General features: G+C 71.6%; 11 protein-coding genes and 1 pseudogene. 1 reads left to right on the top strand and 11 read right to left on the bottom strand.

Translation table 11 applies throughout. The features are described 5' to 3' along the window. Positions 1 to 73 precede the first annotated feature (73 nt). From ABT186_RS13105 to ABT186_RS13070, 8 genes are all read right to left on the bottom strand, one after another. Positions 74 to 805 (bottom strand): alpha/beta fold hydrolase, encoded by a 732-nt coding sequence (locus tag ABT186_RS13105; RefSeq protein ID WP_351222401.1) that lies wholly within the window; start codon positions 803 to 805, stop codon positions 74 to 76. Between the two features lie 73 nt (positions 806 to 878). Then, entirely contained in the window at positions 879 to 1580 is a 702-nt protein-coding gene (locus tag ABT186_RS13100) for a maleylpyruvate isomerase family mycothiol-dependent enzyme (protein WP_351222399.1), read from the bottom strand. Then, positions 1577 to 2407, bottom strand: a complete 831-nt coding sequence (locus ABT186_RS13095; protein ID WP_351925043.1) for a fumarylacetoacetate hydrolase family protein — start codon at positions 2405 to 2407, stop codon at positions 1577 to 1579. Before ABT186_RS13095 ends, ABT186_RS13100 begins: the two co-directional genes overlap by 4 nt. Next, the gene (locus ABT186_RS13090; RefSeq protein WP_351925041.1) at positions 2404 to 3570 is read right to left on the bottom strand and encodes a cupin domain-containing protein; all 1167 of its coding nucleotides are present in this window, start codon (positions 3568 to 3570) and stop codon (positions 2404 to 2406) included. Before ABT186_RS13090 ends, ABT186_RS13095 begins: the two co-directional genes overlap by 4 nt. Next, the gene (locus tag ABT186_RS13085) at positions 3567 to 5369 is read right to left on the bottom strand and encodes a (2,3-dihydroxybenzoyl)adenylate synthase (protein WP_351925039.1); all 1803 of its coding nucleotides are present in this window, start codon (positions 5367 to 5369) and stop codon (positions 3567 to 3569) included. The genes ABT186_RS13090 and ABT186_RS13085 overlap by 4 nt, the downstream gene beginning before the upstream one ends. Beyond that, complete coding sequence (locus ABT186_RS13080; protein WP_351925037.1) at positions 5356 to 7530, bottom strand: acetate--CoA ligase family protein; 2175 nt, start codon at positions 7528 to 7530, stop codon at positions 5356 to 5358. Before ABT186_RS13080 ends, ABT186_RS13085 begins: the two co-directional genes overlap by 14 nt. Further along, the gene (locus ABT186_RS13075) at positions 7527 to 9050 is read right to left on the bottom strand and encodes an FAD-dependent monooxygenase (RefSeq protein WP_351925035.1); all 1524 of its coding nucleotides are present in this window, start codon (positions 9048 to 9050) and stop codon (positions 7527 to 7529) included. The genes ABT186_RS13080 and ABT186_RS13075 overlap by 4 nt, the downstream gene beginning before the upstream one ends. A 111-nt stretch (positions 9051 to 9161) precedes the next feature. After that, positions 9162 to 10490 carry an MFS transporter gene (locus ABT186_RS13070; RefSeq protein ID WP_351222387.1) on the bottom strand — a complete coding sequence of 443 codons (1329 nt, stop codon included), beginning with the start codon at positions 10488 to 10490 and terminating at the stop codon, positions 9162 to 9164. Positions 10491 to 10661: 171 nt separating this feature from the next. Here ABT186_RS13070 and ABT186_RS13065 point away from each other — a divergent pair, with 171 nt between their 5' ends. Beyond that, positions 10662 to 11474 (top strand): PaaX family transcriptional regulator, encoded by an 813-nt coding sequence (locus tag ABT186_RS13065; protein WP_351222385.1) that lies wholly within the window; start codon positions 10662 to 10664, stop codon positions 11472 to 11474. A gap of 36 nt (positions 11475 to 11510) precedes the next feature. On the opposite strand, the gene ABT186_RS13060 is transcribed toward ABT186_RS13065, so the two are convergent. The 3 genes and pseudogenes from ABT186_RS13060 to ABT186_RS47950 all read right to left on the bottom strand — a co-directional run. Then, positions 11511 to 11783 carry a hypothetical protein gene (locus ABT186_RS13060; protein WP_351925033.1) on the bottom strand — a complete coding sequence of 91 codons (273 nt, stop codon included), beginning with the start codon at positions 11781 to 11783 and terminating at the stop codon, positions 11511 to 11513. A 25-nt stretch (positions 11784 to 11808) separates the two neighbouring features. Continuing rightward, positions 11809 to 12264, bottom strand: a complete 456-nt coding sequence (locus ABT186_RS47955; protein ID WP_502973196.1) for an Orn/Lys/Arg family decarboxylase — start codon at positions 12262 to 12264, stop codon at positions 11809 to 11811. A gap of 249 nt (positions 12265 to 12513) precedes the next feature. After that, positions 12514 to 12765 (bottom strand): annotated as a pseudogene (locus tag ABT186_RS47950) (Orn/Lys/Arg decarboxylase N-terminal domain-containing protein); the annotation flags it as partial. Positions 12766 to 12810 lie beyond the last annotated feature (45 nt).

Raw genomic sequence — 12810 nt, 5'->3', positions numbered from 1 at the left:
TTCCCGGCACCCTCCCACCCTTGCCCTGAAGATCACCCAGCGTGTCGGAGATCGGCGTCAATGAGAATCGCCGTCAATGAGAGACGCAGGCCCTGATGAAGGCATCCGCCAGTTCGACGGGGCGGGTGAAGCAGCTCTCGTGGCTTCCGGGGGTCTCGATCACGAGCGGGTTCTTCAGACGCTGCGGAAAGCGCTCGGCCCAGGCCCATTCGCCCGGCAGGGAGACATCGTCCGTGGACACCACATAGCTGGTGGGGAGGTCGAGCGCGGAGAACGCGGCCGTGTCCGGCTTCTCGGTGAAGGTGCCGAGCGGCTGCGGAACGAGAAGTGAGTGGACCGTCCGCTGGGCCTCCTCCCCCGCGTCCTGCATGAACGCCTGCTGCCAGACCTCCAGGGGCAGCAGCACGGTGTCGTCGCCCGAGGCGGCAGCCAGAGCGTGGAACATCTCCCCGTAGTGCGGCGGGCACGCGTCTATCAGCGACTCGCCGTCCTCCGGAACGAACGCGCTCCAGAAGACCAGCCGCCTCAGCCGGGAGGCGAGCCGGGGCGCCGCGCCGGTCAGCACATAGCCGCCCCAGCTGTGGCCGATCAGGGTGACCTCGGTCAGGCCCCGGCTCTCGACGTACTCGACGAGCCCGTTCACGGTGTCGGTGAGGGTCACGCCGCGGAGGTCGTCGTCGGGGCCGAGGCCGAACAGGGTGGGGGTGTACACCTGGTGCCCGGCGGCCCGCAGCGCGGTGGCGACCGGGCGCCAGGCCCATCCGCCGTGCCATGCTCCCGTGACGAGCACGAAGGTCTCACTCATGTCGATCTCCTTTGATCGGATGGTCTGTCGGATGGTCTGAAGGTGCGGATACGGCATGTGTGCGTGGCCGCGGCTACAGCCAGCGCGGAAGCTCCGGGAACCCGCTCCCGCCGCCGTCCCGGCCCGTGAGCCAGGCGGCCAGGGCGTGCGGCGGGGCGGCGATCCTCGTACGCGGGGTGCCGGGGCCGAGTACGACCGCGCCGTGGCCCTCCCCCGTCACTTCGACGCAGAAGTCGGGAGCCACCCGGGACGACATCCAGGCAGCGGCGTCCTCCACCAGGGCCCAGGCGAGCTCCGGCGGCAGTACGTCCATGCCGATGCCGACGCGCAGGTCGACCAGGTGGATCCAGACCTCGCGGACCCGTAGCCAGGGGACTTCCGAGGCCGGGATCTCGCGGCCCTGGGCGCTGGTGACCAGGGCCGACCAGGCGTCGCCGGAGAGCGAACCGGCGGTTTTGGCGAACCGTTCGGCGGACTCCCTCAGGTCGGCCCGCTGCTCGGCGAGCGGGCGCCCGGCGCCCGCCTCGATGTCGGCACCCCGCTGATCCGGCGAGGCGTACATGGCCGTACGGATCCCGGTCGCCGCCCAGTTCAGCAGATTGACCAGGGCGTCGGCATTGCGCGCCAGGTGGGTGAGGACGTGGCCCCGGGTCCAGCCCGGCAGGGCGGACGGCTCCGCGACCGCCCCGGCGGGCAGCGCGTCGACCGCCTGCTCCAGCCGCCGCCGGCCGTCCTCCACCCAACCGAGCAGCGTCCCCACGGGAACCGTGGTCACGCCTTCTCCTCGACGACGGTGTTCACGCACTCACCGACGCCCTCGACGACGGTCCGCACCACCTGCCCGGGCCGCAGGAAGACCTTGGGATCGCGGGCCGCGCCGACCCCGCCCGGGGTCCCGGTCGCGACGAGGTCGCCGGGCTCCAGCGTGGTGAACTGGCTGATGTACGCGGCGATGTCGGCCGGGGTGAACAGCAGGTCCGAGGTGCGGGACCGCTGCATCACCGTGCCGTCGACCTCGCAGCGGATCTCCAGATCGGCCGCGTCCCCGACCTCGTCACCGGTGACGAGCCAGGGCCCGGCCGGGGTGCTGGCCTCCCAGGCCTTGCCCTGCAGCCACTCCGGCGTACGCCACTGCCAGTCCCGCATGGAGATGTCGTTGACTACGGTGTAGCCCGCGATCGCCCGCGCCGCCTCCTCCTTCGTGGCGCGGCGCAGACGGGCCCCGATGACGAAGCCCAACTCCGCCTCCCAGTCGAGCTGTTCGGTGTTCGACGGATGGGTGATGTCATCGCGCGCGCCGAGCAGGCAGTTGGCGAACTTCGCGAACAGGGAGGGATGGGAGGGGAGTTCGCGGCCCATCTCCAGGATGTGCGTGCGGTAGTTGAGGCCGACGCAGAAGATCTTCGAAGGGGACGGTACGACCGGTGCGTACTCGACGGTGTGCAGATCGTGCCGGCGGCCGTCGGCGGCGGCCGCGTACGCCCGCCAGTCGTCGCGGCGCAGCAGGCTCACGACGTCTTGCGCGCCGGTCTCGACGGCCTGGTCGCCGTCGACACGGACGGCCGCGGTGCCGTCGGCGGTACGGATGGTGGCGAGCTTCATGCGAGGGGGCTCCGGGTGGTCTCGGTACGGTTCTCGGAGTTCTTGGTGGTCTCGGTGGTCTCGGTGGTCTCGGTGGTCTCGGTGGTCTCGGTGCGGGCGAGGTTGAGTGCCTCGTAGAGCGGCGCGTCGTTGAAGGTGAAGAGGTCGAGGCCGTCCGCCGCCGCCTCGATGGTGAGTGCGCACCAGGACGGCACGGCGATCAGGTCGCCCGCGGCGACCTCGGTCACCCGGCCGTCCAGCCTCACGGTGCCGCCACCCCGGAACACCTGCCATACGGAGGAACCGACGGTCCGGCGAGTGGCGGTCGCGGCGCCGGGGCGCAGGCGGTGCATCTCGGTGCGCAGGCTGGCCAGGGCGTCCCGGCCGGTGGCCGGGTTGGTGAAGCGGATGCCCGCGTGACCGGGCTCGATGACACCGGGCAGGCCCTCCTCCTCCAGCTCCAGCTGGGCGCGCAGCGCGTCGTCGGTGTCGGCCCAGCGGTAGGCCATCAGCGGGGAGTCGGGCGTCTCCTCGGCGGAGATCGGGCGCAGTCCCGGGTGTCCCCAGAGCCGCTCGGATCGGGAACGGGACGGTGTCGACCGGTCGGAGACGCCGTTCTCGCCGAACTCGAAGAACCCGGCGTCGAGCCGGTGCACCAGCGGGATGTCGAGGCCGTCCAGCCACACCATCGGCTCGTCGCCGACGTGGTGGTGGCCGTGCCAGTGCATGGAGGGGGTGAGCAGCAGGTCCCCGGGGCGCATCTCGACGGCGTCGCCGTTCACGACCGTCCACACGCCCTGGCCCTCCAGGATGAACCGGAAGGCGCCCTGCGAGTGACGGTGCGCGGGGGCGACCTCACGCGGACCGAGGTACTGAATCGCGGCCCACAGATTGGGAGTCGCGTACGGGCGTCCGGGCAGCCCCGGGTTGGCGAGCGCGATCGCCCGCCGCTCCCCGCCCCGCCCGACCGGCACCAGGTCACCGGAGCGGCGGGCGAGCGGCAGGAGGGTGTCCCATTGCCAGACGTGGGGTACGGCCTCGGGCTGCGGGGTGAGCGGCATCAGATTGCCGATCTCGGTCCACAGCGGGATGAGCCCGGCGGCGGCGAAGTCCGTGTAGAGCTGCTTGAGCGCCGCTTCTTCCTCGGCCGTGATCTCGGGGGTCTCTGTCGATTGCGTGGTCATCGGGCGTCTCCTTCGGAGGCTTCGGAGGTAGCGGAGACTCCGTGGGCATCGGAGGCATTGGGGTCTTCGTTGGCTGCGGGGGCTTCGGAGGCGGGGGCCTGCCCGGCGTTACGGGCTTGGTCCTCGGCGGGCGGACCCTCGGCGGCGAGCCTGCGTGAGATGTCGGCGCGCAGCGCCTTCTTGTCGATCTTTCCGACCTTGGTGGCGACCAGTTCGGGGACCACCACCAGCCGGTCCGGGAACTTGAAGCGCGCGACGCCCACCCGGTCCATCACCTCGTGGACGTCGGCGAGGGTCACGCTGCGGCCCGCCTCCGGTACGACGTAGAGGCATACGCGCTCGCCCAGTTCGGCGTCCGGCATTGCCACCGCGGCGACTCGGGCGACCCCGGGGGTCTGGTAGGCCAGGTTCTCGATCTCCTCGGCGGAGATGTTCTCCCCGCCCCGGATGATCATGTCCTTGTCCCGGCCCTCGACGACCAGGTTGCCGTCGGCCCGCAGCCGCACGACGTCGCCGGTGCGGTACCAGCCGTCCTCGGTGAACGCGCGGGCGTTCTGCTCCTCGGCGTGGTAGTAGCCGCGAGGGGTGTACGGCCCCCGGGTGAGCAGCACTCCCGGTGTCCCGTCGGGCACCGGCTCGCCCAGCTCGTCGACGACGCGGAGTTCGTCGTCCTCGCACATGGGGCGCCCCTGTGTCGTACAGATGACGTCCTCGGAGTCGTACAGGCGCGTGTAGTTGAGCAGGCCTTCGGCCATCCCGAACACCTGCTGGAGCGTGCAGCCGAGTTCGGGGCGCACCCGGCGGGCGACCTGGTCGGCCAGCCGCGAGCCGCCGACCTGCAGGACGCGCAGCGAGCCGAGATCGGCGTCGGGGTGGCTGCGCCGGTGGTCCAGCCAGCGCTGGGCGATGGCCGGGACCACGGCGGTCGCGGTGACGCGTTCCTGCTCGATGAGCGTGAACGCCTTCTCGGGGCTTGGCGAACCCAGGACGACACGGCCGCCGCACAACAGCGCGCCCAGCAGCCCCGGGCAGGCGAGCGGGAAGTTGTGCCCGAGGGGCAGTGCGGCGAAGTACACCGTGTCCGCGCCGAAGCCGCTCACCTCGGCGCTGCGGCGGGCGTTGTAGAGGTAGTCGTCGTGGGTGCGGGCGATCAGCTTGGGCAGTCCTGTGGTGCCGCCGGAGAGCAGGAAGACGGCGATCGAGCGGCTGTCGGGACGGTACGTGTCCAGGGCGTCCCGTGTGTCCGCCGCCGCGCCCTCTTCGGGCGAGGAGCACAGCTCTCGCAGGTCGACTGCGCCGTCGCCGATCTTGTCGCCGAGCACGAGGAGGTGGCGGACGGTGGACGACTCGTCGGCGACGGCAGCCGCCATGTCCTGGTGGTCGAAGTCCTTCAGGACGTCGGGCACCGCGATCCCGACCGCTTCGGAGTGCTCGACGAGATGGGAGATCTCGTGCCGGCGGTGCCCCGGCAGTGCCATCACCGGGATGACGCCGAGCCGCAGGCATGCGTACGTCAGGACGACGAACTCGACGGTGTTGGGCAGCTGCACCACGAGCCGGTCGTCGGGGCGGAGGCCTAGTTCGGCGAGACGCAGCGCGGTGGCGTCGGCGCGCTCGGCGAGTTGACGGTGCGTCAGCCTGCGGGTGCCGTCGACGAGTGCGATCGCGTCCGGCGTGGCGTCCGCGACCTCCAGCAGGGCGTCCCCGATGGTCTCCCCTGTCCAGTAGCCCTTGTCGGCGTAGAGCTTGGCGTACGCGTCGGGCCAGGGCACAGCGCCGTTGCTGCTAGGCCTGGGCATGGTCGTTCTCCTTGTCGGTCTCCTGGCCGGGGTGCCCGGCGACGGCCCCGGTGTGCACGATGACGGCGTCCAGGGCAATCAGGCCGTCGGCGATCAGACGCAGCGGATTGATCTCGATCTCGGCGACCTCCCGTCCACTCGCCGCGAGGGCGTCGGCGAGCGCGGCGGCCACCCGGCCGAACTCGGCGCGGTCGAGCACCGGTCCGCCACGCCAGCCGTCGAGCAGCGCCCGTGCGGCCAGCTCGTCCGGCATGGCCGCGGCCTCGGCCACGGACAGCGGCGCGAGCCGGATCGCCACGTCGGCGAGCGCCTCGGCGGCGGTCCCGCCGAGCCCGGCGAGCACGACGGGCCCGAAGACGGGATCACGGCGGGCGCCGAGCACGAGGTCGACACCGGCCGGGGCCATGGCCTCCACCAGGTAGCGACGGCCGCCCGGCTCGATGGCGTCGATCGCGTCCAGGGCCGTGTCCAGTTCGGCCGGAGTGCGGATACCGAGATGGACTCCGCCGAGTTCCGTCTTGTGCAGGATCTCCGCGTCGAGCACCTTCACGGCGACCGGCTGCCCGCTGTCGGCGAGCCGTTCGAAGGCGCGGTGTGCTTCCGTGCGGGTGGCGCAGGCGATGCGAACGGGAGTACGGATGCCAAGGCTGCTCAGAAACGTTTTCGCACTGTCCTCGTCCAGCGGTCCCGCGGGCACCCCCTGCCGGACCGTCGCGGGTGCCTCCGTTCCCGCCACAGCGGCCCGCGCCCGCTGCCGCGCGTCGGTTACCAGGGCCCGTACCGCGCCCGCGGCCGCCGTCGGACCCGTGAGCGCGGGGATGCCGGCCTTGTGCAGCCGGGCCCGCTGCTCCACGACGTCCTCGTGCGGGCCCGCGACGACGACCACCGCGGGCGACCCGACGCCGAGCCCCGCTTCCTGAGCGGCGGACGCCACATCGACGCTGTCGGGTTCGGTCAGCGCATAGACGGCCAGCAGGTCCACCGAGGGGTCGGCGGCCGTCGCGTCGAGCACCTGGGCGAAGGTCTCGCCGGGCCGTCCGGTGTCGACCGGGTTGCGCTGGTACGTCAGCGGCGGCAGCAGCCCGCCGAGCGTGTCCCGGGTGGCCTCGGTCAGCTCCGGCACCCGGATACCGTCCGTCCCGGCCCGGTCCGCGAGCAGCAGGCCGGGGCCCGCCTGGGCGGTCACGATGCCGAGGCCCGGGTCGGGGTGCGCGGGCAGTCGTACGCGCGAGAGGGCAGTGATCGCATCGACCAGCTCCCGTTCGTCGTCGACGACCACGGCCCCGGCCTGCCGCAGCGCGGCACGCGCCGTACGCCATGACGTGGCCAGCGCCCCCGTGTGCGACCGTGCGAACTCCCCTACGTCCGATCGCCCTACGACCAGCGCCACCACCGGTTTGACGGCGGCGAGCCGGCGCACGGCGGCCACGAGACGCGGCCCGTCCGGGACCGTCTCCACATGGAGGGCCACCGCGGTCGTACCCGCGTCCGTCACCAGGTGTTCCAGAACGTCGGCGGCCGTGACGTCGAGGCCCGCGCCGATGCCCACGCCCAGGCTGATGCCGTTCCCCGCGTCCGCCAGGTCGAAGGCAAGGGCGTGGTTGACGCCACCGCTGGCCGCGACCACCGCTACGTCACCGGCCGGAAGTCCGCTCGCGGCGGGTACGAAACTGGCGGTCAGTCCCAGTTGAGGGGCGAAGAACCCCGAGGTGTTGGGCCCGAGCAGCCGGATCCCGGTCCGTTCGACGACACGGCGCAGGGCGTCCGCGTACTGCTCGCCCTCGGGGCCCGCCTCGCCGAAACCGCCCGCGCAGACCAGTGCGGCCCGGCAGCCCGCGGCGGCGGCCTCGGCCAGGGCGTCGGCGCAGCCGGCGGCCGGCACGCACAGGACGGCCAGGTCCAACCGCCCGTCGGTGTGCGCGGCGGCCTCGGCAACCGAGGCGTAGACGCCCTCGGCCGGCTCCGGACGACGGGCGTTCACAAGAGCGCGGGGGCCGGGGAAGGCGGCCAGCGAACGGGCCATGGCGGCACCGAGCTTGCCGCTCTGCCGGGAGGCGCCGATCACCACCACGCCCTCGGGCGTGAACATCGGCGTCAGGTTCGGGGTCATGCCCGTGTTTTTCGTGGTCACGCCCGTGTCTTTCGTGTCTTTCGTGGTCACGCGCGTGCCTCCCCCTCGCTCAGCGAGCCGACGAGGTCGGCGCGGCCGGACAGCAGCAGCGTCTCGGCGCGGTCGTCGTCCATGCCGTCCTCCACGATCAGCGCGGGCACGCGGTGTACCAGCCGGGCCTGTTCCGCGAGCAGGGACCGGGTGAGCGGGGACCCCGCGTGCACGGCGACCAGGGACGGCCCGGCCGTGAGGGCCTGGGAGAGCCGCCCGTACGCCTCCGCCAGCTCCGCCTCCGTGTCCGGCGCGACGAGCCACAGGCAGCCCGGATCGCCGTCCCTGAGCGTCTCGGTGTCCGCCACGCTCAGGCGGCGGGAGGCGAACTCCCGTACGCCGACCCGGAAGGGGGTCTCCAGCGGTCCGTCTCCCTCGTGCCCGGCGCGCCAGTCCCGCTCCACCTGTTCGACGAACTCCGGGTCGCGGCGGGCGATGCGCCCCTTGCCGATGCTGCGGGACATGAAGTGGAAGGCGAACTGCGTGGGCTCGTACGCGTCGTGGTAGCGGCCGAAGTGCTCCCACCACGACAGGCTCGGGCGGGCGGAACCCTGGATCTTCTCCACCGAAGAGCGCCGCGCCGCCTCGTAAGCTTCCAGTGCGGACGGCAGGTCGCCGCGGTGTTCCAGCAGGCTGCCGGCGAGCGCGACGGCGTCCTCCATGGCCATTTTCGTCCCGGAGCCGACCGAGAAGTGCGCCGTGTGCGCGGCGTCGCCGAGCAGGACGACGTTTCCGCTGCTCCAGCGGCGGGTGCGCCGGGTACGGAAGTTGCCCCAGCGCGAGTTGTTGACAAGCAGCTCGTGTCCGTCGATCTGCTCGGCGAACAGCTTCTCCAGATAGCGCCTGCTCTTCTCGTCGCTCGGGCCCGGAGGCTGCGCGGTGTCGAACTCGTCGAGACCGGCGGCCCGCCAGGACTCCTCGTCCGTCTCCACGATGAAGGTGCTGACGTCGTCACTGATCGGGTAGCCGTGCACGGCGAACGTCCCGTGCTGCCCGTGCTCGTGCACGAACGTCAGACCGTCGAAGAGGTAACTGGTCCCGAACCAGATGAACTTGGCGGTCGCGACCTCGACCTCGGGAACCAGTTCGTCGGCGAGCCGGGCGCGGAAGCCGGAGTTCGCCCCGTCGGCGGCGACGATGAGGTCGTAGTCGGCCAACTGGGCCGGGTCGGACGGCACTTCGGAGCTGAAGCGCAGATCGACGCCGACCTCTGCCGCCCGCCGGTGCAGCAGCTGCAGCAGTGTCTTGCGGGTGATCGCGGCCATGCCGTTGCCGCCGCAGCGGATCCTCCGGCCCTTCAGCCGGATCTCGATCTCGTCCCAGTGCCGTCCGTGGTCCGCGAGGCCGGTCCGCAGCACGGGATCGGCCTCGTGGATTCCGGCCAGCGTCGCGTCGGAGAACACCACACCGAAGCCGAAGGTGTCCTCCGCCCGGTTCCGCTCGAAGACGGTGACTTCGACCGACGGATCGGCCTGCTTGATGAGTGTCGCGAAGAACAGCCCGCCGGGGCCGCCTCCCACGCAAGCGATCCGAGAAACCATGATGTTCTGCCTCCGCGTCGAATGCCGCTCCGGGCGGTCCAGGGGGCCGTCCACCCGGAGCTCAAGTGTGTTTCGAATGATGAACGGGCGTCAATGATTTGTTGCAGCGAGATTCCGGGCCTGTCCTCTCAGGCGCCCGCCCGGCAGCAGCAGTACCAGTCCGGTGGCGAGGGCTGCGGGGATGGCGAACGCGTAGAAGTTCCAGGCCGTGCCGACCTTCGCGTCCAGCAGGAAGCCGCCGACCAGGGGGCCGGTGATGGCACCGAGCCGGCCGAGGCCCAGTGTGCAGCCGAGCGCCGTGGCCCTGACCTCGACCGGGAAGTGCTGTGCCACATACCCCAGGACCATGATCTGCGCACCGATGGTGCCGAAGCCGGCCACCGCGACCAAGGCGTACATCAGCGGCGCGGCCGTCGCGAAAGCGAGCAGGGTGATGGAGAGTGCCGCGGCCAGGAAGACGGCCGTCGTGACCGGCTTCATGCCGAACCGGTCGCCCAGGGGTGAGATGAGGAGCGATCCGACGACCGCGCCGAGATTCATCACCAGCAGGAACAGCAGGGAGCCGGACAGCGGGTAGCCCGCCGCACGCATGATCTGCGGGAGCCAGGTGTTCAGGCCGTAGACCAGCAGCAGCCCGAAGAAACTGACCGCCGCGAACAGCAGCACGGGCCCGAGGTGCTCTCTGCGGGCCAGCTGTGCGATCCCGGCGCGCCTGCGATCCCCGACGGGTGGCCCGGCCGGGATCTCGACTCCGAGCCGCGCCGCCGTCGCGGCCGCCTCCTCGTGCCGCCCCTTGGCGACGAGGAACGCCAGGGACTCCGGTACGCGACCGGCCAGCAGCGGGACGAGCAGCAGCGGGACCGCACCGATCGCGTACATGAACCGGAAACCCAGCGTCGGCATCAGCGTCATGGCGAGCACGGCCGCGAGGATGCCGCCCACCGCGTACCCGGAGAACATCATCGCGTTGGTGAGGCTGCGCCGTCTGGGATCGGCGTACTCGGCGGTCAGTGCGACGGCGGTCGGCATCACCCCGCCGAGACCGATCCCGCCCAGCAACCGGAAGGCCGCGAACCAGGTCACGTCCGGCGCCAGCGCACACCCGATCATGGCAGCCGAGAACCAGGCGACCCCGGTCAGCAGGACCCTGCGCCGCCCCACCGCGTCGGTCACGGCGCCCGCGATCAGCGCGCCGATCAGCATGCCGATGAGCGCATAACTGCCAATCGCTCCGGCCACGGCGGGGGTGAGGGTCCAGCGGTCGTATCGCAGCAGCGAGGGGACCGTGGCGCCATAGACGATCAGGTCGTAACCATCGAAGACGATCATCGCGAAGCACAGGCCGGTCACCAGGAACTCGGGACGGCGGCGTGCTGCCGGCGCGGGGCGAACAGCGGATTGAACGGTCTCTGGGGTCATTGCCGACTCCTCTGGAGGATCGGCCGGCCTGGGTGGCCGGAACGCCGGAAGTATGTGTCAGCAGAAACACGTCCGTCAATGGAATGACACATAACTTTCCCTCTTCTTCCAAGGGCATATGGCTGAGACATCTCTTACTCGCGACGGCCGCCGTATGACATAGTCGTGTTCGTGAAGCCTCGTTCGATCGTCTTCGACCTGTTCGGCGACTACGTCCGCTACCGCGGCGGCGCCGCCCGGCTGCGCACCCTCAGCACGCTCATGGGGTGCTTCGACGTCGGCGAGAGCACCGTGCGCGTGGTGCTCGCCAGGCTGCGCAAGGAGGGCTGGTTCGACGCGCGGCGCGAGGGCCGCGAGACCCTCTACGCGCTCAACGCCCGCAGCCTCCAGCTGCTGGACGAGGGCCGGTCACGCATCTTCGACCCGGTACGGACCGACTGGGACCGGCACTGGTACATGGTCATCTACTCGGTGCCCGAGACCGAGCGCGGCGTGCGCGACCGCATCCGCAAGGAACTTGCGTGGCTGGGCTTCGGCCCGCTCGCGCCCTCCACCTATGTCTCCCCGCACGACCGGCTCCAGCAGGTCCGCGAGAAGTTCGCCGACGAGCCCGCCGTACGCCTGGACACCCTGCGCTGCCAGTCCTCGGGTCTCCCCGTCGACCGCGAGATGGCGGCCCGCAGCTGGGACCTGGACGCGCTCAACGAGGACTACCGCGAGCTGCTGCGCACCTACCGCGTGCGGATGCCCTCCTACCGGGCCAGGCGTCTGACGCCGCAGGAAGCGCTGATCGAACGCATGCGGCTCACCTACGACTACCGCAAGTTCCCCTTCCGGGACCCCGATCTGCCGACCGAACTGCTCCCGGCCGGCTGGGTGGGCCGCGACGCGCACGAGATGTTCATCGAGGCCCATGAACTCCTCGGACCGCCGGCGGACGCGTTCTACGACGAGGTGGCGGGCCTGCGCCCCGCCTCGCGCTGACGCCCCGCCGCCCGCTGACCGGGCGTGTCGGTCGGCTCATGCGAAGGACAGCAGCATGCGCGTCGCTCCAAAGCCCAGCACCACGCCGACGACGAAGAACAGCCCCTGAACCGTGGCGCTGATCGGCATGCTCAGACGCGCCTGGACGAAGGCCGACACCCCCAGTGCCCCCGGGACGACCCAGAAGAGCGCGAACACGAGGAGCGGAACGCCGTGGCCCGTCGAGGGCCGGCTGGAGGGCTCCGAGTGCGACATCCCGGCCAGGAACATGAAGAGTGCCATGCCCGCCAGGGCCATGATGTCCACCACGGCCAGCAGCAGGGCGAGCGCGGCGTCAGCCCAGCGGGACGGCGGACGGTCGGCGGACGGGTCCTCGCCCTCGTCTTGATCCCGCCGACGTCGGCGTGGACGCAAGTCCTTCGGAACGCCGGAAGACTCGGCCATGCCTCAACTGCACCACGGAGGCAGCCGTTCCGCGCCCGCTCGGCACGGAACAACTCCCGTCGGCGCCCTGCGCTGCTGCCGGAGGTGTCTCAGTGGGGCGCTTCTGCCGCCTCCGGGTCACGCCGCTGGGCCGGTGCCGAGGCCCGGCGCGACCGCCGAGTGAGCCGCTTGTGCCCTCGGCCGGCCCCGGGCGCAGACACTCGATCAGACAGTCGCCGGTGTCGGGGGCGAGCGTCACCCCGTGTGTCTCGCTGCGGAAGCCGGGGAAGCGGCGGTCGAAGGACTCCAGCGCGGCAAGGCAGCGCAGCAGTGGGCCGTTCTGGCCGCCGACGCTCTCGCCGGGCATCAGCACGGGGATGCCGGGCGGGATGACGGTGACCATGGCGGCCGCCACCCGGCCGGGCGCACCCACTCCGTGCCGCCACGGACCAGGCGATGGTGGCACAGCTGCGGCGGGGGACCGGCTCCGCCGCGGCCGTTGGAAGGCGGTGTCCAACAGCTCGACCAGACGGACCGAGCGCACAGCCGCTCCCCGAAGCAGTCGTGGAACGCCCTGCCCACGGGCGACTTCAAGAACGCGACGCCGCCGTGGCCATACGGAGCCCACCACCGACTCCGACACCCACAGCGGCAGGTTCTGCAAGCCCTCGCCCGTCATGACCAGGAACACCGGCAGGTCCTGGAAGCGGCGGCCGAGCCGACGCAGGACCGCCGCGCCGCCCGGCCCGCCGTCGTCCACCCCGCGACCGGCGTCCGCCCCGCGACCGGCCGGAAGGTCCCAGGCCACCAACGCCGCGGCCAGACCGGCCTCCGTACGGAGCACCGCTTCGGCGTCGGCCACGCTGACCGCCCAGCGGACGAGGGCGGCGTCGAAGCCGCCCCGTACTACGTC

Source organism: Streptomyces sp. NPDC001634, assembly GCF_040298185.1.
Classification (GTDB): domain Bacteria; phylum Actinomycetota; class Actinomycetes; order Streptomycetales; family Streptomycetaceae; genus Streptomyces.
The sequence above is the reverse complement of the archived record's forward strand: the minus strand, read 5'-3'. Positions and strand labels throughout refer to the sequence as shown.